At 44.5% G+C, this 23,568-nt stretch carries 27 protein-coding genes and 1 pseudogene; 23 read left to right on the top strand and 5 right to left on the bottom strand.

Features of this window, described 5'->3' with window-relative positions; genetic code table 11:
• Window positions 1–80: 80 nt before the first annotated feature.
• From tpx to BSI_RS13580, 9 genes are all read left to right on the top strand, one after another.
• A complete protein-coding gene (tpx, locus tag BSI_RS13540) occupies window positions 81–584 on the top strand; it encodes a thiol peroxidase (RefSeq protein WP_003223506.1) in 504 nt (167 codons plus the stop codon).
• 60 nt (window positions 585–644) lie between these two features.
• Complete coding sequence (locus BSI_RS13545; RefSeq protein ID WP_003237851.1) at window positions 645–1,631, top strand: class I SAM-dependent methyltransferase; 987 nt, start codon at window positions 645–647, stop codon at window positions 1,629–1,631.
• A gap of 348 nt (window positions 1,632–1,979) precedes the next feature.
• Window positions 1,980–3,167 carry an acetate kinase gene (locus BSI_RS13550; RefSeq protein WP_032731976.1) on the top strand — a complete coding sequence of 396 codons (1,188 nt, stop codon included), beginning with the start codon at window positions 1,980–1,982 and terminating at the stop codon, window positions 3,165–3,167.
• A gap of 85 nt (window positions 3,168–3,252) precedes the next feature.
• Window positions 3,253–3,765, top strand: coding sequence for a MogA/MoaB family molybdenum cofactor biosynthesis protein (locus tag BSI_RS13555; protein ID WP_003237846.1), 513 nt, complete (start codon window positions 3,253–3,255; stop codon window positions 3,763–3,765).
• Window positions 3,766–3,935: 170 nt separating this feature from the next.
• Entirely contained in the window at window positions 3,936–5,147 is a 1,212-nt protein-coding gene (locus tag BSI_RS13560; RefSeq protein ID WP_003237844.1) for an argininosuccinate synthase, read from the top strand.
• Window positions 5,144–6,529, top strand: coding sequence for an argininosuccinate lyase (gene argH, locus BSI_RS13565; RefSeq protein WP_003237842.1), 1,386 nt, complete (start codon window positions 5,144–5,146; stop codon window positions 6,527–6,529). The genes BSI_RS13560 and argH overlap by 4 nt, the downstream gene beginning before the upstream one ends.
• A 64-nt stretch (window positions 6,530–6,593) precedes the next feature.
• Complete coding sequence (locus tag BSI_RS23020; protein ID WP_003237840.1) at window positions 6,594–6,725, top strand: hypothetical protein; 132 nt, start codon at window positions 6,594–6,596, stop codon at window positions 6,723–6,725.
• Window positions 6,726–6,850: 125 nt separating this feature from the next.
• Complete coding sequence (locus BSI_RS13575; protein WP_003237838.1) at window positions 6,851–7,618, top strand: SDR family oxidoreductase; 768 nt, start codon at window positions 6,851–6,853, stop codon at window positions 7,616–7,618.
• Window positions 7,619–7,679: 61 nt separating this feature from the next.
• A complete protein-coding gene (locus tag BSI_RS13580; RefSeq protein WP_003237834.1) occupies window positions 7,680–8,363 on the top strand; it encodes a metal-dependent hydrolase in 684 nt (227 codons plus the stop codon).
• Window positions 8,364–8,430: 67 nt separating this feature from the next.
• Here BSI_RS13580 and BSI_RS13585 read toward each other — a convergent pair whose 3' ends face one another.
• Window positions 8,431–9,357: a LysR family transcriptional regulator gene (locus tag BSI_RS13585; RefSeq protein ID WP_003237833.1), complete on the bottom strand. Its 927-nt coding sequence runs from the start codon at window positions 9,355–9,357 to the stop codon at window positions 8,431–8,433.
• Between the two features lie 152 nt (window positions 9,358–9,509).
• Here BSI_RS13585 and snaA point away from each other — a divergent pair, with 152 nt between their 5' ends.
• From snaA to BSI_RS13650, 13 genes and pseudogenes are all read left to right on the top strand, one after another.
• A complete protein-coding gene (snaA, locus tag BSI_RS13590) occupies window positions 9,510–10,046 on the top strand; it encodes an N-acetyltransferase SnaA (RefSeq protein WP_003237831.1) in 537 nt (178 codons plus the stop codon).
• 13 nt (window positions 10,047–10,059) lie between these two features.
• Window positions 10,060–10,869: a sulfur-containing amino acid ABC transporter substrate-binding protein TcyJ gene (tcyJ, locus tag BSI_RS13595; protein WP_003237829.1), complete on the top strand. Its 810-nt coding sequence runs from the start codon at window positions 10,060–10,062 to the stop codon at window positions 10,867–10,869.
• A gap of 13 nt (window positions 10,870–10,882) precedes the next feature.
• Window positions 10,883–11,695, top strand: a complete 813-nt coding sequence (locus BSI_RS13600; RefSeq protein WP_003237828.1) for an amino acid ABC transporter substrate-binding protein — start codon at window positions 10,883–10,885, stop codon at window positions 11,693–11,695.
• Between the two features lie 21 nt (window positions 11,696–11,716).
• Window positions 11,717–12,436: a sulfur-containing amino acid ABC transporter permease TcyL gene (tcyL, locus tag BSI_RS13605; RefSeq protein WP_003237826.1), complete on the top strand. Its 720-nt coding sequence runs from the start codon at window positions 11,717–11,719 to the stop codon at window positions 12,434–12,436.
• A 29-nt stretch (window positions 12,437–12,465) separates the two neighbouring features.
• The gene (gene tcyM, locus BSI_RS13610; protein ID WP_003237825.1) at window positions 12,466–13,173 is read left to right on the top strand and encodes a sulfur-containing amino acid ABC transporter permease TcyM; all 708 of its coding nucleotides are present in this window, start codon (window positions 12,466–12,468) and stop codon (window positions 13,171–13,173) included.
• Window positions 13,170–13,949 (top strand): sulfur-containing amino-acid ABC transporter ATP-binding protein TcyN, encoded by a 780-nt coding sequence (tcyN, locus tag BSI_RS13615; RefSeq protein WP_003237823.1) that lies wholly within the window; start codon window positions 13,170–13,172, stop codon window positions 13,947–13,949. Before tcyM ends, tcyN begins: the two co-directional genes overlap by 4 nt.
• On the top strand, window positions 13,946–14,950 hold the full coding sequence (locus BSI_RS13620) for an LLM class flavin-dependent oxidoreductase (protein ID WP_003237822.1): 1,005 nt from the start codon (window positions 13,946–13,948) through the stop codon (window positions 14,948–14,950). The genes tcyN and BSI_RS13620 overlap by 4 nt, the downstream gene beginning before the upstream one ends.
• 13 nt (window positions 14,951–14,963) lie before the next feature.
• On the top strand, window positions 14,964–15,245 hold the full coding sequence (locus BSI_RS13625) for a glutaredoxin family protein (RefSeq protein ID WP_003237820.1): 282 nt from the start codon (window positions 14,964–14,966) through the stop codon (window positions 15,243–15,245).
• Window positions 15,242–16,567, top strand: coding sequence for an LLM class flavin-dependent oxidoreductase (locus BSI_RS13630; protein ID WP_003237818.1), 1,326 nt, complete (start codon window positions 15,242–15,244; stop codon window positions 16,565–16,567). The genes BSI_RS13625 and BSI_RS13630 overlap by 4 nt, the downstream gene beginning before the upstream one ends.
• Before the next feature lie 46 nt (window positions 16,568–16,613).
• Entirely contained in the window at window positions 16,614–17,306 is a 693-nt protein-coding gene (ribR, locus tag BSI_RS13635; RefSeq protein WP_003237816.1) for an RNA-binding riboflavin kinase RibR, read from the top strand.
• 17 nt (window positions 17,307–17,323) lie between these two features.
• A pseudogene (locus tag BSI_RS13640) lies at window positions 17,324–18,587 on the top strand (M20 peptidase aminoacylase family protein).
• An 18-nt stretch (window positions 18,588–18,605) separates the two neighbouring features.
• Window positions 18,606–19,508, top strand: coding sequence for a sulfite exporter TauE/SafE family protein (locus tag BSI_RS13645; protein WP_003237811.1), 903 nt, complete (start codon window positions 18,606–18,608; stop codon window positions 19,506–19,508).
• A 175-nt stretch (window positions 19,509–19,683) separates the two neighbouring features.
• A complete protein-coding gene (locus BSI_RS13650; protein WP_003237809.1) occupies window positions 19,684–21,003 on the top strand; it encodes a CBS domain-containing protein in 1,320 nt (439 codons plus the stop codon).
• A gap of 18 nt (window positions 21,004–21,021) precedes the next feature.
• On the opposite strand, the gene BSI_RS13655 is transcribed toward BSI_RS13650, so the two are convergent.
• Window positions 21,022–21,324 carry a YtpI family protein gene (locus BSI_RS13655; protein WP_003237807.1) on the bottom strand — a complete coding sequence of 101 codons (303 nt, stop codon included), beginning with the start codon at window positions 21,322–21,324 and terminating at the stop codon, window positions 21,022–21,024.
• 130 nt (window positions 21,325–21,454) lie between these two features.
• On the opposite strand from BSI_RS13655, the gene nrnA reads away from it, so the two are divergent.
• Window positions 21,455–22,396, top strand: a complete 942-nt coding sequence (gene nrnA / locus BSI_RS13660) for a bifunctional oligoribonuclease/PAP phosphatase NrnA (RefSeq protein WP_003237803.1) — start codon at window positions 21,455–21,457, stop codon at window positions 22,394–22,396.
• Window positions 22,397–22,413: 17 nt separating this feature from the next.
• Here nrnA and BSI_RS13665 read toward each other — a convergent pair whose 3' ends face one another.
• The 3 genes from BSI_RS13665 to ytrH all read right to left on the bottom strand — a co-directional run bounded on the left by BSI_RS13665 (window position 22,414) and on the right by ytrH (window position 23,550).
• Window positions 22,414–22,605, bottom strand: a complete 192-nt coding sequence (locus tag BSI_RS13665; RefSeq protein ID WP_003223533.1) for a YtzJ family protein — start codon at window positions 22,603–22,605, stop codon at window positions 22,414–22,416.
• Between the two features lie 103 nt (window positions 22,606–22,708).
• Window positions 22,709–23,212 carry a sporulation membrane protein YtrI gene (gene ytrI / locus BSI_RS13670; protein WP_003237800.1) on the bottom strand — a complete coding sequence of 168 codons (504 nt, stop codon included), beginning with the start codon at window positions 23,210–23,212 and terminating at the stop codon, window positions 22,709–22,711.
• Entirely contained in the window at window positions 23,209–23,550 is a 342-nt protein-coding gene (gene ytrH / locus BSI_RS13675) for a sporulation membrane protein YtrH (RefSeq protein ID WP_003223537.1), read from the bottom strand. Before ytrH ends, ytrI begins: the two co-directional genes overlap by 4 nt.
• Window positions 23,551–23,568 lie beyond the last annotated feature (18 nt).

The following is a 23,568-nucleotide window of genomic DNA, read 5'->3' as shown; positions in this document are numbered from 1 at the left end:
ACTTTTTTTTGGCATAAACTTTGCAGTTTGCAGGAAACTTTACTATGATAGAGACATACATACAAAAGGGAGGAATTATAATGGCTGAAATTACATTTAAAGGCGGTCCGGTTACACTTGTCGGACAAGAAGTGAAAGTAGGAGATCAAGCCCCTGATTTCACAGTGCTGACTAACAGCCTTGAAGAAAAATCGTTAGCTGATATGAAAGGAAAGGTAACGATTATTTCTGTTATCCCTTCAATTGATACAGGTGTTTGTGATGCGCAAACACGCCGTTTTAACGAAGAAGCTGCAAAGCTTGGAGATGTCAACGTCTATACAATCAGTGCAGACCTTCCATTTGCACAAGCGCGCTGGTGCGGCGCTAACGGAATTGACAAAGTGGAAACGCTGTCTGACCACAGAGATATGTCATTTGGCGAAGCGTTCGGTGTGTATATTAAAGAACTTCGTCTGCTTGCGCGTTCCGTATTTGTCCTTGATGAGAACGGAAAAGTCGTTTACGCTGAATATGTAAGCGAAGCAACAAACCACCCGAACTATGAAAAGCCAATTGAGGCTGCCAAAGCATTAGTGAAGTAAGCAGGGAAAAAAGCTCCTGGCTGCCGCCGGAGCTTTTTTTATGGCAAGGAGGAACACAAGATGCAAAAAGACCATGTAGGCACGGTGTACGAGCTATTAGACGAAGCCGTGATCATCATAAAGAATGAATTGCAAATTTCATATATAGAGGCGTTGGCTGAAGCGGGAGAAATGTATTTTCTTGAAAAAGCGGATCAGCTGAAACTGCCGGATAAGAAAACCGAACAGCTTCAGGCGCTGCTTGAAAAAGCGGAATTCGGCACATATGAGCACGAGTGGGTGCGCAAAGCTTTTCAGCTTGCCGTCCTGAAAGGGCTGAAAGATATCTCCCATCCGAACAGACAAATGACGCCGGACACGATCGGGCTTTTCATCAGTTATTTGGTGAATAAGTTTATGGCGGACAAAAAGGAACTGACGGTTCTAGATCTGGCTGTGGGAACGGGAAATCTTCTGTTTACCGTGCTGAACCAGCTATCTGAAAAAACGGCGAATAGCTATGGCATTGAAATTGATGACGTGCTGCTGAAGATTGCGTATGCCCAAGCGAACCTTCTGAAAAAAGAGCTTGAGCTTTTCCATCAGGACAGCCTTGAGCCGCTATTTATCGATCCTGTTGACACGGTCATATGCGATCTGCCGGTCGGCTATTATCCGAATGACGAAGGAGCAGAAGCGTTTGAGCTCAAAGCGGACGAAGGCCATTCCTTCGCGCATCATCTGTTTATTGAACAGAGCGTCAAGCATACCAAACCGGGCGGCTACTTATTTTTTATGATCCCGAATCAGTTGTTTGAGAGCTCCCAAAGCGATAAGCTGAAACAGTTTTTCAAAGATAAGGTTCATATTAACGCGCTGTTGCAGCTGCCAAAATCCATTTTTAAAGACGAGGCTCATGCCAAAAGCATTCTTGTGCTTCAGAAAAAAGGAGAGGAGACGAAAGCGCCAAGTCAAATTCTGCTTGCGAATCTTCCGTCTTTCTCCAATCAGAAGTCGATGCTTGATATAATGGCCCAAATGGATACGTGGTTTAAAAAAGAAAAATAGATGGTAAATAGCAGCTTAGGTAGCCGTCATATGATGGATGCTTAGGCTGTTTTTATTATGGCTACTTGACGATCGGGCTGACGAATTGAATCCGTCTTTGAAACACAAAATACAGAAGGGTAAACCGCAAAATGTAAGCGTTCGCCAATAAGAAATCTATAGGTAATATGTCTGAAAATAACGACTTCTCTTTGTAAGCGCTATCAATACACAAGTTGACTTGAAATGCCGACATGACAATGTTTAAATGGAAAAGTCAGATATTTTTCGGAGAAGATGATGAGATTCACCGGGAAAAAAGTACGAAAAAACGAAGTTGTTGATACAGAGTATAAAGGAGCGTCAATCATGTCCAAAATTATTGCAATTAACGCAGGAAGCTCGTCTTTGAAATTTCAGCTTTTCGAAATGCCTTCAGAAACCGTTTTAACGAAGGGTTTAGTTGAACGAATTGGTATCGCCGACAGCGTATTCACGATTTCTGTAAACGGCGAAAAAAATAAAGAAGTAACTGATATTCCAGATCATGCGGTAGCTGTTAAAATGCTGCTGAATAAGTTAACGGAATTCGGCATTATTAAAGATTTGAATGAAATTGACGGAATTGGCCACCGCGTCGTGCACGGCGGAGAAAAATTCAGCGATTCTGTTTTATTGACTGATGAAACCATTAAGGAAATTGAAGATATTTCTGAATTGGCACCGCTTCACAACCCGGCAAATATCGTTGGAATTAAAGCGTTCAAAGAAGTGCTTCCAAATGTTCCTGCGATTGCTGTTTTTGATACGGCATTCCACCAAACAATGCCTGAACAGTCTTACCTGTACAGCCTGCCGTATGAATACTATGAAAAATTCGGCATCCGTAAATACGGCTTCCACGGCACTTCACATAAATATGTGACTGAGCGCGCGGCAGAGCTTCTCGGCCGTCCGTTAAAAGACTTACGCCTGATTTCCTGTCACCTTGGAAACGGCGCAAGTATTGCTGCTGTTGAAGGCGGAAAATCAATTGATACATCTATGGGCTTTACGCCGCTTGCAGGTGTTGCAATGGGTACACGCTCTGGAAACATCGACCCTGCCCTGATCCCATACATCATGGAGAAAACAGGCCAGACAGCTGACGAAGTACTGAATACATTAAACAAAAAAAGCGGCCTGCTCGGCATCTCCGGTTTCTCTAGCGATCTTCGTGACATCGTTGAAGCAACGAAAGAAGGAAATGAGCGCGCGGAAACTGCTCTTGAAGTCTTCGCAAGCAGAATCCACAAATACATCGGTTCTTATGCTGCAAGAATGAGCGGTGTTGATGCGATCATCTTTACTGCCGGTATCGGTGAAAACAGTGTGGAAGTCAGAGAACGCGTGCTTCGCGGCTTAGAATTCATGGGCGTGTACTGGGATCCTGCGCTTAATAACGTGCGCGGCGAGGAAGCTTTCATCAGCTATCCGCATTCTCCAGTAAAAGTCATGATCATTCCAACTGATGAAGAAGTCATGATTGCGCGCGACGTTGTCCGTTTAGCAAAATAAATCGCATGAAAGCACATTCTCTTGAATGTGCTTTTTTGTTGATGCATGATAGTGACAGACAGAAAAAAATAAAAGAGGTGGGCCAATGAGCGTTCAAGAGCATAAACAGGAAGCTCCCGATATCGTTCGGTGCAAAGTGATTACAGTCAGTGACACGAGGACAGAAGAAACGGATAAAAGCGGCAAGCTGATGATGTCGTTTTTAGAAGAAGCCGGTCACCACATTGCTGCATATGAAATTGTAAAAGACGATAAGGATGCTTTGCAGCGGGCTGTGCTTGCGGGCTGCATGGATGAACAGACAGACGCGGTTCTCTTAAACGGAGGGACAGGCATAGCAAATCGGGATGTCACAATTGAAGCCATTACGCCGCTGTTTTCGAAAGAGCTGCCCGGCTTTGGAGAAATATTCAGGATGCTGAGTTATACAGAGGATATCGGATCTGCCGCAATCATGTCGAGAGCCACTGCTGGCGTCATCCAGCATACAGCCGTTTTCTCAACGCCAGGCTCAAGCGGCGCGGTAAAGCTGGCAATGAATAAGCTGATTATTCCCGAACTTGCACATGTAATTAGAGAAATCAGAAAAGACAAGTAAATGAATAAATACTATAAACTTCACCTGGAAATTTAGGTGAAGTTTTTTTTATAAAAGGCTTGAAAAAACGAAACGTACTTGTTAAAGTGTATACATACAAAATGTATTTTTATTAAATATAATTTATTTTTATACAAAAAAAGAAACACGGTTGAGAGGGGATTTTTATCATGTCAGAACAGAAAAAAGTCGTATTAGCATACTCAGGAGGTCTTGATACTTCCGTTGCAATAAAATGGCTTCAGGAGCAAGGATATAATGTAATCGCATGCTGCCTGGACGTCGGTGAAGGCAAAGATTTGGCATTTGTTCAGCAGAAAGCGCTGGAAGTCGGCGCGACAAACTCCTACGTGATCGATGCGAAAGAAGAATTCGCACAGGACTACGCGCTTATCTCTCTGCAGGCCCACACGATGTATGAAGGAAAATATCCGCTCGTTTCGGCATTATCTCGACCGCTGATTGCAAAAAAACTGGTTGAAATCGCGGAAAAAGAAGATGCACAGGCGATTGCACACGGATGCACAGGGAAAGGAAATGACCAGGTTCGTTTCGAAGTCTCCATTAAATCATTAAACCCTGACCTTGAAGTCATCGCGCCGGTTCGCGAATGGCAGTGGTCACGTGAAGAAGAAATTGAATATGCGGCAAGCCGCGGCATTCCGATTCCGATCAATCTTGACAGCCCGTATTCTATCGACCAAAACCTGTGGGGACGCGCAAATGAGTGCGGCATTTTAGAAGATCCATGGGCGGCGCCGCCAGAAGGCGCATACGATTTAACAGCTCCGCTGGAAAAAACGCCGAACACGCCGGAAGTGATTGAAATTGCATTTGAACAAGGTGTGCCTGTCTCCATTGACGGCGTATCCTACTCGCTTTCTGAACTGATTTTGAAGCTGAATGAAATGGCAGGCGCACACGGTGTCGGACGTATCGACCACGTGGAAAACCGCCTTGTCGGCATTAAATCCCGGGAAGTATACGAATGCCCTGGTGCGATGACACTAATCAAAGCGCATAAAGAATTAGAAGATTTGACACTGGTTAAAGAGGTGGCTCACTTTAAACCGATCATCGAGCAAAAAATGTCAGAAATCATTTACAACGGCTTATGGTTCTCACCGTTAAAAGACGCGCTGCACGCTTTCTTAAAAGAAACGCAAAAACATGTTACAGGCATTGTCCGCGTGAAGCTGTTTAAAGGCCATGCGATTGTAGAGGGACGTAAATCAGAATACTCTCTATATGATGAAAAACTTGCAACGTATACAAAAGACGATGCGTTTGATCACCATGCGGCAATCGGGTTTATCGAGCTTTGGGGACTTCCGACAAAAGTGAACAGCATCGTGAAAAAGAAGGAGCAGATTAAAGCATGAAGAAGCTTTGGGGAGGCCGATTTCAAAAAACACCGGAAAAATGGGTCGACGAGTTCGGCGCGTCCATATCATTTGACCAAGATTTAGTCACTGAAGACATTACAGGGTCTCTCGCACATGCTGCTATGCTGAAAAAATGCGGTATCCTGACAGCGGAAGAAGAGCTGAAAATCCGTGAGGGACTGAAAACCCTTCTGAAAAAAGCAGAGGAGGGAGCATTGGAATTCTCAGTCGATTATGAGGATATACATTTGAACATTGAGAAAATGCTTATTGATGAAATCGGCCCTATCGGCGGCAAGCTGCATACCGGAAGAAGCCGTAATGACCAGGTCGCGACTGACATGCATTTATATTTGAAAAATCATGTCGGCCACATCATTGAACTGATTGAGGCATTCCAAAGCGCGCTGGTCGAAAAGGCGGAAGCGAATATCGAAACGATTCTGCCGGGCTACACACATCTGCAGCGTGCCCAGCCGATTTCATTCGCTCACCATCTGCTTGCGTATTTCTGGATGCTGGAGCGCGACAAGGAGCGTTTTCAGGATTCAATGAAGCGGATTAACAAATCTCCGCTCGGCTGCGGAGCACTCGCGGGAACAACCTTCCCAATCGACCGTGATTATTCAGCAGAACTGCTCGGTTTTGATTCCATTTATGAAAACAGCCTGGACGGCGTCAGCGACAGAGATTTCATTTTGGAGTTTTTAAGCAACAGCAGTATGCTGATGATGCACCTATCCCGTTTCTCTGAAGAAATCATTCTATGGTGCTCTCAGGAGTTTAAATTCATCGAGCTTGACGATACGTATGCAACGGGAAGCAGCATGATGCCGCAAAAGAAAAACCCTGATATGGCAGAGCTGATCCGCGGCAAAACGGGACGCGTATACGGCGATATGATGGGGCTGTTTACAATCATGAAAGGTCTTCCGCTCGCTTACAACAAAGACCTGCAAGAAGACAAAGAGGGCATGTTTGACACGGTGAAAACGGTTGAGGGCAGCCTGCAAATCTTCACAGGCATGATCCAAACAATGACTGTAAACAAAGACGTCATGAAGCAAGCGACAAAACAAGACTTTTCAAATGCGACGGAATTGGCCGATTATTTAGCGAAAAAAGGAATGCCGTTCAGAGAAGCGCATGAAGTGGTCGGAAAACTTGTGTACACATGCATTGAAAAAGGGATCTATTTAAGCGATATGCCGTTTGGTGATTTTCAGCAGGCGAGCACGCTCTTCGAAGAAGATATTTACACTGTGTTAAACTCTTACCATGCAGTTGAAAAAAGAATGAGCGCCGGAGGCACCGGATTCAAACAGGTGGAGCAGGCGCTTGAAAAAGCGAAAGCTTGCGTGGCAGCAGGAGTTTGCTAAAATTTCCTTCATAAAATCCCGTCATTATAGCCAACCTACCTCTATAATGATGGGAGGCAGAAGGATGAAAAAAGAACCGGAACGCTATATTTATGATGAACAAGAAAGCCAGGAGACAACAAGGCTCATTTCAGAAGCATATCAAAGCGGTTATGTCGATATGCCTGATCAGGAGTCTTCATCTTCTGCAGAATAAGCTGTCTGTACAGGCAGCTTTTTTTGTATGTCAAAGTGTAAAAAGTGATATTGATGGGCTTTTATAGTAAAGTAGAAAAAGAAACACTTTATGAAAGCGGCGACGTTGCTTTGGGAGGTATTCATGTGCGACATGCTTTAATTACTGCCGGTTCGAAGGGTTTAGGCCGCAAAGTGACTGAGACGTTGCTTGCAAAGGGGTATTCAGTAACAGTCAATTACAGGCAGGATGAGGAGGCTGTGAGCCGCCTGAAGGAAGCCTGTCCTGATTGTCTTGACCGGCTGCAATTTGTAAAAGGAGATGTCACCAAAAAAGAAGATCTGCTGCGTATTGCAGAGACTGCTTTAAACCGCTTCGGAAGGATCGACTTTTTGATTAACAACGCGGGACCATACATATTTGAACGTAAAAAATTAGCCGATTATACTGATGATGAATGGTACGGTATGCTGGAAGGAAATTTAAGCGCCGTCTTTCATTTATTCAAAGCGGTTATTCCTATTATGAGAAAACAGCAATTCGGCCGCATCATCACGTACGGATTTCAAGGAGCGGCGCACGCACCCGGCTGGCTTCACCGATCGGCATTTGGCGCTGCGAAAGTGGGTTTGGCTTCTTTGACGAAGACCATTGCCATTGAAGAAGCCGAATTCGGCATAACCGCCAACATGGTTTGCCCGGGGGACATTGTCGGGGACATGAAGGAAGCGTCAATAGAGGAAGCCAGAAAGCGGATCGGCAAAGAAAAAACGCCGATAGGGAGATCCGGTACAGGCGAGGATATCGCCCGGATTATTGCCTTCTTGTGTGAAGAGAATTCAGACCTTGTGACAGGGACTGTCATTGAAGCCACCGGAGGCCTCAATGTCATTAATAAGAATCAAACAACATAAGTTTTTCAGCTTTTTGAAAAGGGAAATTAAAAAATTAAAATAACGTGACGAGGTGAAAGAAATGAAAGTGACATATCACGGACATTCTGTAATCACAGTGGAAACGAAGGACCATCATATTATATTTGATCCGTTTTTGACAGGGAATTCGTTAACAGATGTAAAGCCGGAGGATGTAAAAGCAGACGTCATCTTATTGACGCACGGCCACAATGATCATGTCGGCGACACTGAGCAAATCGCCAAGCAAAACAACGCGCTGGTTGTAGCTCCGAACGAGCTCGCCGTGTACCTAGGCTGGAAAGGCTTGAATGTTCATCCAATGCACATCGGCGGCTCCCGCCAGTTCGATTTTGGAAAAGTGAAGCTCACACAGGCCTTTCACGGATCAGCCATCACAGATGAGGAAAACAAGACGATTACTTATACAGGCATGCCAGCCGGTATTTTACTGACAGTAGAAGATAAAACGATTTTCCACGCGGGCGATACGGCTCTTTTCTCTGATATGAAGCTGATTGGCGAATTGAATCATATTGACCTTGCCTTCTTGCCGATTGGCGATAACTTTACGATGGGGCCTGAAGATGCCAAGCTTGCCGCTGAATGGCTGCGGGCAAAACAGGTCGTGCCGGTTCATTACAATACATTCCCGGTTATCGAACAAGACCCTGAGGCATTCGCTGACAGCCTGCCGGGCGGAGTCGGTAAAGTCATGGCGGTCGGTGAGACGATCGAGCTTTAAACGGTGATAACATCTCCTGATTGTTCAGGAGATGTTTTTTATTTTTTGAGAAACAGGTGGCAGCTTGTTATCCTGTAATGGCTTTATCAGAGTTTCCTTCCAATTCTTTGCTGCGCTGATGAAAACGTTTGGTCAGCCGGGCAATCAAGTCCTTCGTGGCGCAGTCAAAATGATTTTCTTTTCGATTTGTTAACAGCCCTATAGGAGGTGCAATATCCATATTCAGAATGGGGATGACTTTAGTGCCGTTAAGCGTTTTAGAATGTGCAGTGCTGGTGAAGATTGAAATCCCAATGTTTTCCCGCACGTAATATTTATGCGCCATGCTGCTTGTGAGCTCCATTTTTCTGTAACGATTGCCGAGTTCTCTATGTAAGTGTTGTTCAATTTGTATGCGAATAGGGCAATTGGCAGGCGTAAATATAAAGCACTCTCCTTCTAAATCAGATAAATGAACAGCCTTCTTCTCAGCGAGCGGATGGCGATCAGATACAAGCACATTTAATGTGTCATAAAAAAATGGGTGATAGTAGTTTTCGAGAATCAATTCCGGCTCGCCGCACACTGCAAAATCAATCGTCCCGTCTAAGAGCTTTTGACTGCAGGTATTGGCGTCATCAACGTTGATATTAACCGTTATCTTTGGGTAATCCTTTAAGAAATCCTTTAAAATGTCAGGGAATATCAGACTGGCAGTCGGCTCTGAAACTCCTATGTTAATGATGCCTGCCTCTTCTTCCTTTAAGTCGGAGAGGTTGTGTTTAAGCGCCTCGTATTGAGTCAAAAGATCTCCTGTTCGTTCATAAAAAAGTTTCCCCGCTTTTGTCAGCTGCAGGTTTTTTCCTCTTTCAAACAACTGTACGCCTAAATCCTGCTCTAATTGCTTCATACGCATCGATATCGTCGGCTGCGAGTAGTTTAGTATTTCCGCAGCTTTATAGAAGCTTCCGAATTTTACAATCGTATGAAACGTTTTAATTGAGCGAAACTCCAATGTGCTCCCTCCTGTTTTTCATCATCAAAATTACTGAAGTGAAGGTTTACTTTTTTTGATTAGTCAAAGATAAAAGTATGCTTTATAGTATAAACAATAAAAGCTTAGTAAACAAATAGGAATTGTATATTTTATGAGGGGGAGTGCCAGAAATGAGTAAGGATATTTTTCGATTGGCAACTGTTGAAGATGCACCGGAGTTGTTGAAATTGGTTAACAGCGCTTTTCAGCCAATTCGGCAGCTTGATATTGATTGGCCTTCCACGAGAGCTGACATCCATATGGTGTCAGAGAATATCGAAAATCATTCAGCGGTCGTGCTGGAGCGGGATGGGAAGCTAATTTCAACAATTACCATCAGGTTTCCATGGGAGAGTGAGACCCCTCCTTCAAAATATCCGTTTGTTTGGTGGTTTGCGACGCTTCCGGAATATAAAGGGCAGGGCGCCGGAAGCAAGCTGCTGACGTACGTAGAAGAAAAAGTGCTTCGAGATATGCTGAAGGCGCCTGCGCTGACGCTAGGCACTTCGGCGCGCAAGCATCCTTGGCTTGCCGACATGTACAGAAGGAGAGGGTATGAAGTGTACTTTGAGCAGGAAAAAGACGGGGACATAGGTGTGATGATGCATAAGGTTCTGATTCCGGAACGATTTAACCCGGCGCTTTTAGGTGCGCCAAGCTGGGCATAATGTGAGGCAGCCTATGAATAAGCGTATGGGAATGGTTTTGCTGCTGTCGGTGGTTGCGTTACTTGGCGGGTGCGGCTCGGAAACAAATAATAAAACAGATCGTCAGGTTCAAACAGTCATAGTCGGTACTGGAACAGATTTTCCGAATATTGCGTTTTTAAATGAAAAAGGCGATTTGACCGGGTATGACATTGAAGGGATGAAAGCCATCGATAAGGAATTACCGCAATATACATTTGAATTTAAAACGATGGATTTCTCAAATCTGCTGACGAGCCTCGGAAATAAAAAAATTGATGTGATCGCGCACAACATGGCCAAAAATAAAGAACGAGAAAAGCGTTTTTTATATCATAAAGTGCCGTATAACTACTCGCCGATGTACATCACGGTGAGAGAGGATAATAACAAGATTCATACATTAAAAGACTTACACGGAAAAACAGTCATTGTCGGTGCCACGTCAAATGCGGCCGATTATATAACGAAGTACAACAAAACGCACGGCAGCCCGATTCATTTGAAATACGCAGGACAGGGAAGCAATGACACCGCCAATCAAATTGAAACCGGGCGCGCCGACGCAACGATATCAACACCATTTGCCGTTGATTTTCAGAATAAAACGCACGCCTTCCGCCAAAAGACAGTCGGTGACGTGTTATTAGATACCGAGGTGTACTTTATGTTCAATAAAGGCAGCCAAACCTTGGCGGATGCCACGGATCAAGCGATTAAAAAGCTGGAGAAAAACGGAACGTTAAAAAAACTAAGCCGGAAATGGCTCGGTGCAGATTATTCAAAATCAAGTTTTGAAAAATAAATGGGGCGATGAGATGAGAACAAAAGCAGCATTTATAACAATATTATTTTCACTTATTACGGTTCTGTCGGCTTGCGGCGCAGACAATCAAACGACGGGAGCCGAGCAAAAGAAGATAAAGACAATCACGGTCGGAACCGGAACTCAATTTCCGAATATTTGCTTTATCGATGAAAAAGGCGATTTAACCGGTTATGATGTCGAACTGATCAAAGAGCTTGATAAACGCCTGCCAAATTATAAATTCACGTTTAAAACGATGGAATTTTCCAACCTGCTTGTCAGCCTCGGACAGCATAAAGTCGATATCGTGGCACACCAAATGGAGAAAAGCAAAGAGCGTGAGAAAAAATTTCTGTTTAACAAGGTAGCCTACAATCATTTTCCTTTAAAAATTACCGTGCTGCAAGATAACAATACGATTCAAGGGATTGAAGATTTAAAAGGAAAACGGGTGATTACGAGCGCAACCTCCAACGGAGCGCTTGTACTGAAGGAATGGAATGAGGAAAATGGACGCCCATTTAAGATTGCCTATGAGGGGCAAGGCGCGAATGAGACCGCGAATCAGCTGAAATCAGGGCGTGCGGACGCGACCATTTCAACGCCTTTTGCAGTAGATTTTCAAAACGAAACGAGCGCTATTAAAGAAAAAACCGTCGGTGATGTGCTTTCGAATGCCAAAGTGTATTTTATGTTTAATAAAAATGAACAAACGTTAAGTGACGATATTGATAAAGCCTTACAGGAAATCATTGATGACGGAACGCTGAAAAAACTCAGTTTGAAATGGCTTGGAGACGATTATTCCAAGGAGCAGTATTAAGTAAAAAGAGAGGGAGCAGTGATGGAAAAAGCGTTTGATATCAACATGATTGCAGATTTTGTGCCGACGTTAACCGGTTATTTGCCGGTTACATTATACATTTTAACACTGTCATTGCTTTTCGGATTTGTATTGGGGCTCTTTCTGGCGCTGCCCCGCATTTACAACATTCCTATTGTAAATCAATTGGCAAAAGTGTATATCTCGTTTTTCAGGGGAACGCCCATTATGGTGCAGCTTTTCATCGTGTTTTATGGAATCCCGGCTCTGACGGGGCTTATCGGGATTGATACATCAAAAATGGACCCGTTTTATGCTGCTGTCGCAACTTATGCGTTAAGCAATGCAGCGGCAGCCGCTGAAATCATTCGAGCGGGCGTGGGGAGTGTAGATAAAGGCCAAACGGAAGCGGCGTACAGCATTGGCCTGAGCGGAAGGCAGGCCTTCAGGCGCATCGTTCTGCCCCAGGCACTTGTGCAGGCTTTTCCGAATATGGGAAACATGGTGATTAGTTCTTTAAAAGATACGTCTCTTGCTTTTTCAATAGGTGTCATGGATATGTCCGGAAGAGGCCAAACCCTGATCACCTCAAGCAATCATTCTCTTGAAGTTTACATTGCGCTATCGATTGTTTATTATGCCGTTGCGGTTTTATTCGAATGGTTCTTTAGATTGGCCGAAAACCGAATCAAGAAGAATCAAACAAGGCTTGTTACCGTTTTTGACATGAACATACATTGATATTTTTCTTGGGATGAGGAGGGAGAAGATTGCAATTTGACTTTCCATTTATCGCTTCCGCCATGAAAGAAATGATAAAGACCATTCCGCTGACATTGATAATGGCTGTTTTGCCGATCGTGTTTGGATTTCTCGTGGCTCTTGGAAATATAATTATTAGAATTTTCAGGATTAAAGGTTTGATGGCTTGCTCAAGGTTTTATGTGTCATTTTTTCGAAGTACACCTGCAATCCTTCACATTATGCTGATTTATTTAGGGATACCGCCGATTGCAGATCAAGTCAGCAGTTTTTTTCATCTTGGCTGGTCCGCTAATCAGATACCGGTCGCCGTGTTTGTCATCATGGCTTTGTCTTTAACTGCCGGAGCTTATCTGACAGAAATCATCCGGTCGGGCATTCTGGCGATGGATACCGGACAGGTCGAAGCAGCTTATTCAATCGGCCTGACACATAGCCAAACCTTTCGCCGTGTGATATTGCCGCAGGCGCTGATGGTTTCAATCCCGAACTTCACAAATTTGGGCATCGGCTTTTTGCATACAACCTCTATCGCGGCTATAGTGGCTGTTCCTGAGATAACGGGGACAGCGACTATCGTTGCTTCTGATAATTATGCATTTTTAGAAGCTTTTATCGGAGCGGCGATTATCTATTGGGCGCTGACTCTAATCTTGGAAACCGCAAATGGAGTATTAGAGAGAAAGGCAGCCAGATTTCAAGGAGGCGCATTATGATTGAGATTAAAAATATCCATAAACAGTTTGGCATTCACCATGTATTAAAAGGGATAAATCTCACTGTACGCAAGGGAGAAGTTGTAACCATTATAGGTCCTAGCGGTTCAGGGAAAACCACCTTTTTACGCTGCCTGAATTTATTAGAACGGCCGGACGAAGGGGTCATTTCTTTACACGACAAAGTGATTAATTGCAGCTATCCGTCCAAAAAAGACATTCACTGGCTGAGAAAACAGACGGCAATGGTATTTCAGCAATATCATCTGTTTGCTCACAAAACGGTGATTGAAAATGTCATGGAGGGCTTGACGATCGCACGGAAAATGAGAAAACAAGACGCGCATGCCATAGCTGAAAATGAACTGAGAAAGGTCGGGCTTCTAGACAAATTGAACGCTTATCCGAGTCAATTATCGGGTGGACAAAAACAGAGGGTTGGAATAGCGAGGGCGCTTGCCATTCATCCGGATGTGCTGCTGTTCGATGAGCCGACGGCTGCGCTTGACCCGGAGCTGGTCGGTGAAGTCCTTGAAGTGATGCTGGATATCGTGAAAACCGGAGCCACCATGATTGTTGTTACACATGAAATGGAGTTTGCAAGAAGGGTCTCTGATCAAGTTGTTTTTATGGATAATGGAGTCATTGTTGAACAAGGAACTCCGGAAGAAGTCTTCCGCCATACCAAAAAAGAAAGAACGAGACAGTTTCTCCGCCGCGTTTCGCCGGAATATTTATTTGAACCAAAAGAACACATAAAGGAGCCGGTGATATGATCCGCTTAAGTATTTTAGATCAAAGCTTGATTGGTGAAGGGGAGACAGCAGCCGATACATTACAGCACACGGTGAACTTGGCACAGATGGCTGAAGAGTGTGGGTATCATCGTTTTTGGGTGGCTGAACATCACAACAATGATGAAATCGCAGGCTCTGCGCCTGAGGTTCTTTTAGGCTATCTTGCCGCAAGCACAAAGAAAATTCGGTTAGCATCAGGCGGGGTGATGCTGCAGCATTACAGCCCTTACAAAGTGGCGGAGCAGTTCCATCTTCTGTCGGCGTTAGCTCCCGGCCGTATAGATCTCGGAGTGGGCAAAGCGCCCGGCGGGTTTCAGCTGTCCACAGACGCGCTGCAGGCTGAATATGAAAAACCGGCGCGCCAGTTTGATGAAAAGCTGGAGGAGCTTACTCATTTCATTCGGGATGATTTTCCTGATAGCCACCGCTATGCGGCATTGCGTCCTGCTCCGCGGGTTGAACAGAAGCCGGGAATTTATCTGCTGGGAGGAAGCGCAGAGAGTGCCATTTCAGCTGCAAAACTGGGAATCTCTTTCGTCTTTGCATATTTTATTAACGGTGAAGAGGAAGTGCTGAAAGAAGCGCGCCGAGCCTTTGACTCACATTTGCCGCCAGGCTCTGAGGCCGAATTTCATCTTGCTCCCGCTGTTTTTGCGGCACATACAAAAGAAGAAGCTGAAAAACATATTGTGTCGCGTGAATCGATAAAAGTGGTTTTACAAGACGGGCGGAGGGTCAACGTCGGCACCCGTGAACAGGCTGAAGCCTATCTAGAAAACGTCAGCCAGCCGTATGAGATCCTCGTGCAAAAAACCGGGGTGATTGCCGGAACGAAGGAAGAAGCGGCAGAAGAATTAAAACGTTTATCAGACACATACGACATCAATGATTTTGTTATTTTTACACCGATCAAAAATGCTGGCGAAAAACAGCTGTCTTATCAGCTGCTGAGCGATGCGGTTTTAGCTGCAAAACGTTAAGGGGGACGGAAGCATGAGTGATGTTGTGAACATTGTGGTTTGGAGTAAAAAAGGCTGTTCATATTGCGGGGAAGTCAAGAATTATTTGAATGAAAAAGGATTATCATTCCAAAATATCGATGTTTCGGAGAAAGAAGAGCTGCGGGATATTTTACAGGCGAAGTATGGGATACGCCATGTGCCTGTGGTCGAAATCGGTAACGGCAATCATTATCAAGGGGTAACTGAAATCGGCATTGAACACCTTGAGCTTGCACTTGCCAATTATGCACAGATAAAGGAGGCAAGAAGATGACACGATCTGATTTTATTCAGTTTGGAGCCATGATTCACGGTGTCGGGGGAACAACCGACGGCTGGCGTCATCCCGATATCGATCCCTCGGCGAGTACGAATATTGAATTCTACAGGCAAAAGGCGCAAACAGCCGAAAAAGGCTTGTTCAGTTTTATTTTCATTGCAGATGGCTTATTTATTTCTGAAAAATCAATTCCCCATTTTTTAAACCGATTTGAGCCCATCACCATATTATCGGCGCTTGCATCGGTCACGAAAAATATTGGTTTAGTAGGAACGTTCTCTACATCTTTTACTGAGCCATTCACCATCTCCAGACAATTGATGTCGCTGGACCATATCAGCGGGGGCAGGGCCGGATGGAATCTGGTTACTTCTCCGCAGGAAGGAGCGGCACGCAACCATAGTAAGACCAGCCTGCCAGAACACACCGAGCGTTACGAGATTGCACAGGAGCATTTGGATGTTGTGCGCGGGCTGTGGAATTCCTGGGAGCATGATGCATTTACACACAATAAAAAAACAGGGCGATTTTTTGATCCGGCGAAGCTTCATCGCCTGAATCACAAAGGAAAGTATTTTCAAGTAGAGGGGCCCTTGAATATCGGGCGTTCTAAACAGGGGGAGCCTGTAGTGTTTCAAGCGGGTTCATCAGAAACAGGACGGCAGTTTGCCGCCAAAAATGCAGATGCGATTTTTACCCATTCCAATTCATTAGAAGAGACAAAAGCGTTTTATGCGGATGTGAAAAGGCGCGCTGCTGCAGAAGGGCGTGATCCTTCCAGTGTACGGATTTTTCCAGGGATCAGTCCGATTGTGGCAGATACGGAAGAAGAGGCAGAAAAGAAGTATCGTGAATTTGCAGAGTTGATTCCGATTGAAAATGCTGTTACCTATTTGGCCCGTTTTTTTGATGATTATGATCTGAGTGTTTACCCGCTGGATGAACCGTTCCCCGATATTGGCGATGTCGGAAAGAATGCGTTTCAAAGCACAACGGACCGGATTAAGAGAGAAGCAAAAGCCAGAAATCTGACATTGCGGGAGGTAGCACAGGAAATGGCTTTTCCGCGGCCTCTATTCATCGGCACACCAAAGCATGTCGCATCCTTAATTGAGGCCTGGTTCAACGCTGAGGCGGCTGATGGGTTTATCATCGGGTCGGATATACCGGGAACACTTGATGCTTTTGTAGAAAAAGTGATTCCGATTCTTCAAGTAAGAGGGCTTTATCGTCAAGATTATCGCGGCGGGACATTGCGGGAAAATCTCGGTCTCGGCATTCCCCTGCATCAGTCCGTGTTACATTCATCAAATTAGGTGCCGTTTGATCAGAAGCGGAAGCTGAGAGGGGAGGATGACTTTTTTGACAATCATTGCGGGTACGGTTGTGAAAGGAAAACAATTAGGCAGAAAGCTGGGATTCCCCACGGCAAATGTAGATGCGAAACTGAATGGGCTGCATGATGGGGTTTATGGGGTTCTGGCGGCAGTCAATCATCAATTTCATTTAGGGGTTATGAATATCGGCGTGAAACCAACGGTCGGCTCTCACCTTAAAAAGACATTGGAGATTTTTTTGTTTGACTTTCATAAAGACATCTATGGAGAAATGGTTGAATGCAGTATTCTCTTTAAAATTAGAGAAGAAAGAAGGTTTGATTCTTTGGAGTCTTTAAAAAAGCAAATCAAAAAAGATATTTCATGCGCGGCAAAACGCTTTGAACTGATTGGGATTACAACACAAAACAAAAAAGAAAACCTGCTTTTCCATCAGGAATTGAATCTTCCGGATCTTTGCTTTTACAAGAAATGTAACAATCTATATGGCATCAACCGAGGCGTTTACAATGTCATAGACAATTGGTTTTTTGAGTACGGAATTACACAAGTTGCTTACAGGCGTATCTATATTTTATCTTTTTTAAGCTATTTGAAAGAAGGCGATCAAAAAGTTTCCAGTAAATATATAAAATTTGGGGCGGGCGGTCTTGCTGATAAGTTGAGCCGCTTTGTTGCTGCTTATATTGAAGAAACTGAAGAAAATATATTGGGATAGGGAAAGGAGCGGGAAAGATGTCTTTGGATTATTGGAGAAATATAGAAGGCACATATCCATTTCAGGCAGAAAATGAAAATGACATGCTCAAGTTGAAAGAGGGGCATAATCCCGTGAATCTCTCAACGCTGGAAAAACAGCTCATCGGCATTCGCCGGCACCTGCACCAATATCCTGAACTGTCGAAAGAAGAGTTTAAAACAACTGATTTTATAAAAAAATGCCTTGCAGAAAAGGGGATACAGATTCGTCCAACTTCACTGAAAACAGGTGTATTCGCAGACATAGCAGGGGAATCAGAAGGCCCGTCAATTGCTTTGAGGGCTGTTATTGACGCCTTGCCAATCGAAGAAAAAACAGGATTGCCTTATGCGTCTAAACATAAAGGAATCATGCATGCGTGCGGTCATGATTTTCATACGGCAGCACTTCTTGGTGCGGCCTTTTTATTAAAGGAAAATCAAGACAGCCTAAAAGGAAAGATTCGTTTATTATTTCAGCCGGCAGAGGAATCAGGCGCCGGCGCTGCAAAAGTGATAGAGGACGGCCAGTTGGATAGTATTGATGCAGTGATTGGCCTTCACAATAAACCGGATATACCAGTGGGGACGATAGGGCTAAAAACAGGGCCACTTATGGCTGCTGTTGACCGATTTAAAGTAGAGATACAAGGAAAAGGCGCTCATGCAGCATTGCCGCATAATGGTTTTGATCCCATTGTCGGCGCCTCTCAGCTCATCGTCGCCCTGCAAACGATTGTAAGCAGAAATATAAACCCGCTAAATAGCGCGATTGTCACCGTGGGGAAAATCAACGGCGGCAGCACATGGAATGTCATCCCGGATACTGTTGCAATCGAGGGCACTGTTCGTACATTTGATTCAGAGGTTCGTAATCAAGTGAAGCAGCGTTTTTTGGCTGTCGCAGCGCAGATTTCTTCTGCTTTCTCGTTAAAGGCAAATGTGAAGTGGCAATCCGGACCGCCGCCGCTTTGTAATGATGAGGCAATAACTGAGCTGGTGCGAGACGCTGCACATAAAGCAAGACTTCAGGTCATTGATCCCGACCCGTCAACTGCCGGAGAAGATTTTGCTTACTATCTGGAGCATATTCCCGGATCATTTGCGTTTTTTGGAACAGGCGGCGATCATGATTGGCATCACCCGGCATTTACAATTGATGAAACTGCCATTATAAAAGCCTCTTATTTTTTATATGAAAGCGCTAGGAGATTATTAGATTCATCCATGCAGGAATGAAGAGTCAAAAATATCTGATTGATATAGATGGGGTGTTCTGATGAAGAAATTAATCGTTTTTGCATTTATAGGCTTGTTATCGCAATTAATAGACGGTTCGTTAGGTATGGCTTATGGGGTTACCTCAACTTCCTTGCTATTGGCTTTCAGCATCACACCTGCTGTGGCTTCGGCTTCTGTCCATTTAGCGGAAGTCGTAACGACTGCCGCATCGGGAGTGTCGCATATTAAATTTGGCAATGTTGACAAACAAACCGTTTATCAGCTTGTCATTCCTGGTTCAATAGGCGCTTTTTTAGGCGCGGCATTTCTCAGCCGTTTACCTGGAGATGTGGCGAAACCCTATATTTCTTTGTTTTTGCTCCTGCTGGGCGGATATGTATTGATCAGATTTTTATTTCAATACAAGCCTGCTCTTGAGAAAAAACACGTGCCGTTAAGCCGAAAACAATCCATCCCATTAGGAGTGATCGCCGGTTTTGCAGATGCCACAGGCGGGGGCGGCTGGGGCCCCGTCACCACTCCGATTTTATTATCCCGCAAAGGCTTAAGCCCGAGGAAAGTCGTAGGGACTGTAGATACAAGTGAATTTGCCATCGCAGTATCTGCAACTGCCGGTTTTCTTATTTCATTAGGATGGGAGGATGTCAATTGGTTATGGGTAGGCTCATTAATGGCGGGCGGAATCATCGCTGCTCCTATCGCAGCATGGCTGGTGCAAAAATTTCATCCGCAATTGATGGGTGTGCTTGTAGGAGGATTTATTATTCTAGTAAACGCCAGAACATTGATAAATGAATGGATCGAAAACACAGCTGTTTATCCTTTGATCTATACTGCGATAGGAGCAATATGGCTGTTTGCTGTTTTATTCGTTTTATCTAAAATAGGGAATCGAAATAGGGTAAAGACAGCGGTTGATATCCATTTAAAAGAAAAATAAAGACTTTTCCGCTTTACAAAGTAAAAGGGATCACGAGGTCCTTGCGCTTGACTGGAACGAAATCAACGCTATAAGAAGCCGGGCAGGCTTCTTTTTTTATTTTCCAGCCTCATTGCGTACAAATCCTCCGAGCCCTTATAATAAAAGCAGAAGACTGTCCTTAGAGGTGAAAGGCTTGGCAACGAAGCATGAACAAATATTAACGTATATTGATTCACTGCCTGTCGGTGAAAAAATTTCTGTGCGAAGAATTGCAAAGGAAATGAAAGTAAGTGAAGGGACCGCGTACAGAGCGATCAAGGAAGCAGAGAATAAAGGGTTTGTCAGCACAATTGAACGTGTGGGCACAATCAGGATTGAGCAAAAGAAAAAAGAGAATATTGAAAAGCTTACCTATGCAGAGGTTGTAAATGTCATAGACGGACAAGTGCTCGGAGGCCGGGCCGGACTCCATAAGACATTGAATAAATTCGTCATCGGCGCGATGGAGCTGGACGCAATGATGCGTTACACCGCAGCGGGGAATCTTTTGATTGTCGGAAACAGAATCAACGCACACAGACAGGCGCTTGAGGCGGGCGCTGCTGTATTGGTGACCGGGGGCTTCAACACGGATGACAGCATTGTGCAGCTGGCAGATGAGCTTGAGCTGCCGATTTTATCCACGAGCTATGACACGTTTACAGTCGCCGCAATGATTAACCGGGCGATTTATGACCAGCTGATCAAAAAAGAAATTGTCCTGGTGGAGGACATCCTAACGCCTGCTGACCGTACGGTATATCTTTCGCCTAAGGATAAACTTGAAAAGTGGTATGAGAAAAATTTTGAAACGGGACACGGCCGGTTCCCTGTTGTCGACGATCAGATGAAAATCCACGGCATCCTGACATCAAAAGATATTGCCGGCCATGACCGAAACGCACCCATCGAAAAGGTCATGACCAAAAATCCCGTTACGGTTATTGGGAAAACATCTGTCGCCTCAGCGGCGCAAACGATGGTATGGGAAGGGATCGAAGTGCTTCCCGTCACTGACGGCCACCAAAAACTGATCGGCATGATCAGCCGCCAAGACGTGTTAAAAGCCCTTCAAATGATTCAAAAGCAGCCCCAGGTCGGGGAGAAGCTTGATGATATCGTTTCAAGGGGATTTAAAGATGAGGATAATGATAAAGAGGATCAAACGGTTTACGAGTATGAAGTCACGCCGCAGATGACAAATCAGCTCGGAACCATTTCTTATGGTGTGTTTACAACCATTTTGACGCAAGCGGCAAACCGGTTTTTGCGCTCGAAAAAACGCGGCGAACTTGTAATAGAAAGCATCACCATTTTCTTTTTGAAGCCTGTGCAGATGGAATCGGTTATCGAAGTCAAACCGCGCATTTTGGAGGCCGGCAGAAAGTTCGGAAAAATGGAAGTTGAAGTGCACAGCCAAGGCCATATCGTATCGAAAGCGATGCTGATGGTTCAGCTGATGGAAAGAAGCTAAGGGACGTTCAGGCGCCCCTTACGCGTGATCTCTTTCAGCTTCTTTGGCGTGAAGGGGATAGTAATGCCTGTAGGCTTTATAACCTGCCCAAGCGCTTCCTGCTCCTATGACGATAAAGATACCGCCGATTACTAACGTTAATACTGAATGGAATAATATCATTTGGTTAAGCCCGTAGAACAGGACCAGTGACCCTAAGGCCATGCTTGATTTTGCTGAACAGATTTCTTTTTCCAAAGATTGCTTTGACCGTACGCCTTTTACTTTATAGAACACATAAAAGCAGGCTGAAAGCCCAATCAAAAAAACAAGAACCAGCATAAATGAAATCCTCCATCGTAAAAGTTTACAAACCCATTCTATACAAAAACGGGCTTGGTTTTGACGTTATTTTTCTTTTCCGTCGGCAGAGAATGTGATTTAATGAATAAAAACAATAAAGGAGTATCAAATGAAAACAGAACTGATCAGAACCATATCATTATATGACACGATTATCTTACATAGACATGTGCGTCCTGATCCGGATGCCTACGGATCACAGTGCGGACTTACGGAAATCCTGCGGGAAACGTACCCTGAAAAAAATATTTTTGCGGTCGGCACGCCTGAGCCGTCCCTCTCTTTCTTATATTCCCTTGATGAGGTGGACAATGAAACATATGAAGGCGCACTTGTCATTGTCTGCGATACGGCAAATCAGGAAAGAATCGATGATCAGCGTTATCCTTCAGGCGCCAAACTGATGAAAATCGACCATCATCCGAACGAAGATCCATACGGTGACCTTCTCTGGGTCGATACAAGCGCAAGCTCAGTAAGTGAAATGATTTACGAGCTGTATTTAGAAGGAAAAGAGCACGGCTGGAAGCTGAATACGAAAGCGGCAGAGCTGATCTATGCCGGCATTGTCGGAGATACCGGACGCTTCTTATTTCCGAATACAACGGAAAAAACATTAAAATATGCAGGCGAGCTCATTCAGTATCCATTCTCTTCCTCAGAGTTGTTTAATCAATTGTATGAAACAAAACTGAATGTGGTGAAGCTTAACGGCTTTATCTTTCAAAATGTGTCATTGTCCGAAAACGGCGCCGCTTCTGTTTTCATCAAAAAGGATACGCTTGAAAAGTTCGGCACAACGGCTTCTGAAGCGTCGCAGCTCGTCGGGACGCTTGGCAATATCTCAGGTATTCGCGCTTGGGTGTTTTTCGTAGAAGAAGACGATCAAATCAGAGTCAGATTCCGTTCGAAAGGGCCTGTTATTAACGGACTTGCCCGGAAATATAACGGCGGAGGGCATCCGTTTGCTTCAGGTGCCTCTATTTACAGCTGGGACGAAGCTGATCGGATTTTGGCTGATCTGGAAACATTATGTAAAGAACACAAGTAGAGGGGAGACCCTCTCTCTTAGTGTTCATCTGTGACGGGGATGAACCAGCAGCCGAAATCAGTAAGGTCCTCGTAGACTTGGAGATTGTGAGATTGAAGTTCTTTTTTGATGAGGGAAGCGAGTGAGTGTGTTTCGGCATATGCAGAAAAACCTTGTCTGAGCCGGGCTGCTTGATCTTTTGCTAACTGACGGTCACTGTAAACCTCCATTTCCCTTCCTCCTTCCTTTCGCCATTAAGCCTCTCACATATAGTTTATAAAAAAGAATGGGAAAAAGCGACAGAAGTTTGGAGAATTTGAAAAAAATCCATAATTACGCGGCGAATGATATTTCAAGTTCTACTGTCAGTCTTGTATAAATAATTAATTCCTTGACGGTTGCCTCGTATTTTTTTTCATTAATCATATAGACTTTATTTTCGATTGTCCGTTTCAAAAGATCCTTTGTTTGATAGACGCTCTCTATGTCTTTTGTAATTACCTCTGAAATATTATCCTTTACATGCTCCTCGAATTTTGTTTCTTCCGGCTGCGATATTTTATATTTTTCCCCATTCACTAATTTGACGCTGACGCTTTGGATCAGCAGTTTTCTTTTATTGTCTTCATTCAGTTTATGGAGGTCTTCCTGATAGATTGAAATTTGATTGTTTAAGTCTTTTACGTGCTCTTTTTGTTTTTCGATGAGGCTGACCTGCTCCTCTTGGAATGTTCCGTAAGTAAACAGGAAAAAGAACCAGCTGATTACGGCTCCGCACATCATGCCCGCGAAAAAACGCTGCCACCCCGGTTTTTTGTAATGCTGTGGGACCCTCATGAAGAAAGATGCTCCTGGGTCAGCCATGAAATAATGAGCCAGCCGCTTTGCGCGCCGCCCATGGCCGAAATAATCAAAAGAAGCTGCTTAAAGATATCTCTCGTATTGCCCTCAAGAATGCCCCGTTCAAAGCTGTATACCGCATCAAAGGTGCCTCCGATAGCTGCGACAAGCGCCCATATTTTTAACCGGTTTGCAAGCTTTGTAATGGCCGTAAGCGGGGCTTCGCCTGCCAAATATGCTCCGAGTCCTCCGATGAGTGCGCCCCCGATCAGCACCCCTAACGCAATGAAGTAGCTATTGATAAAATTCACCATAAATCCTGCTTCTTGATCCATCTTTATCACCTCACCTTT

Origin of the sequence: Bacillus inaquosorum KCTC 13429, from assembly GCF_000332645.1 — a bacterium.
Lineage (GTDB): Bacteria > Bacillota > Bacilli > Bacillales > Bacillaceae > Bacillus > Bacillus inaquosorum.
This window is presented reverse-complemented; position numbering and strand designations above follow the sequence as displayed.

What these genes read in the sequence shown, in the direction of transcription:
- BSI_RS13600 (WP_003237828.1), top strand. Translation starts at nt 10,883, where the DNA reads ATGAGAACAAAAGCAGCATTTATAACAATATTATTTTCACTTATTACG.
- tpx (WP_003223506.1), top strand. Translation starts at nt 81, where the DNA reads ATGGCTGAAATTACATTTAAAGGCGGTCCGGTTACACTTGTCGGACAA.
- tcyN (WP_003237823.1), top strand. Translation starts at nt 13,170, where the DNA reads ATGATTGAGATTAAAAATATCCATAAACAGTTTGGCATTCACCATGTA.
- BSI_RS13620 (WP_003237822.1), top strand. Translation starts at nt 13,946, where the DNA reads ATGATCCGCTTAAGTATTTTAGATCAAAGCTTGATTGGTGAAGGGGAG.
- BSI_RS13625 (WP_003237820.1), top strand. Translation starts at nt 14,964, where the DNA reads ATGAGTGATGTTGTGAACATTGTGGTTTGGAGTAAAAAAGGCTGTTCA.
- tcyJ (WP_003237829.1), top strand. Translation starts at nt 10,060, where the DNA reads ATGAATAAGCGTATGGGAATGGTTTTGCTGCTGTCGGTGGTTGCGTTA.
- BSI_RS13665 (WP_003223533.1), bottom strand. Translation starts at nt 22,605, where the DNA reads ATGGAGGTTTACAGTGACCGTCAGTTAGCAAAAGATCAAGCAGCCCGG.
- ytrI (WP_003237800.1), bottom strand. Translation starts at nt 23,212, where the DNA reads ATGAGGGTCCCACAGCATTACAAAAAACCGGGGTGGCAGCGTTTTTTC.
- BSI_RS13550 (WP_032731976.1), top strand. Translation starts at nt 1,980, where the DNA reads ATGTCCAAAATTATTGCAATTAACGCAGGAAGCTCGTCTTTGAAATTT.
- BSI_RS13555 (WP_003237846.1), top strand. Translation starts at nt 3,253, where the DNA reads ATGAGCGTTCAAGAGCATAAACAGGAAGCTCCCGATATCGTTCGGTGC.
- argH (WP_003237842.1), top strand. Translation starts at nt 5,144, where the DNA reads ATGAAGAAGCTTTGGGGAGGCCGATTTCAAAAAACACCGGAAAAATGG.
- BSI_RS13645 (WP_003237811.1), top strand. Translation starts at nt 18,606, where the DNA reads ATGAAGAAATTAATCGTTTTTGCATTTATAGGCTTGTTATCGCAATTA.
- BSI_RS13630 (WP_003237818.1), top strand. Translation starts at nt 15,242, where the DNA reads ATGACACGATCTGATTTTATTCAGTTTGGAGCCATGATTCACGGTGTC.
- BSI_RS13545 (WP_003237851.1), top strand. Translation starts at nt 645, where the DNA reads ATGCAAAAAGACCATGTAGGCACGGTGTACGAGCTATTAGACGAAGCC.
- BSI_RS23020 (WP_003237840.1), top strand. Translation starts at nt 6,594, where the DNA reads ATGAAAAAAGAACCGGAACGCTATATTTATGATGAACAAGAAAGCCAG.
- BSI_RS13560 (WP_003237844.1), top strand. Translation starts at nt 3,936, where the DNA reads ATGTCAGAACAGAAAAAAGTCGTATTAGCATACTCAGGAGGTCTTGAT.
- tcyL (WP_003237826.1), top strand. Translation starts at nt 11,717, where the DNA reads ATGGAAAAAGCGTTTGATATCAACATGATTGCAGATTTTGTGCCGACG.
- snaA (WP_003237831.1), top strand. Translation starts at nt 9,510, where the DNA reads ATGAGTAAGGATATTTTTCGATTGGCAACTGTTGAAGATGCACCGGAG.
- ytrH (WP_003223537.1), bottom strand. Translation starts at nt 23,550, where the DNA reads ATGGATCAAGAAGCAGGATTTATGGTGAATTTTATCAATAGCTACTTC.
- BSI_RS13655 (WP_003237807.1), bottom strand. Translation starts at nt 21,324, where the DNA reads ATGCTGGTTCTTGTTTTTTTGATTGGGCTTTCAGCCTGCTTTTATGTG.
- nrnA (WP_003237803.1), top strand. Translation starts at nt 21,455, where the DNA reads ATGAAAACAGAACTGATCAGAACCATATCATTATATGACACGATTATC.
- BSI_RS13580 (WP_003237834.1), top strand. Translation starts at nt 7,680, where the DNA reads ATGAAAGTGACATATCACGGACATTCTGTAATCACAGTGGAAACGAAG.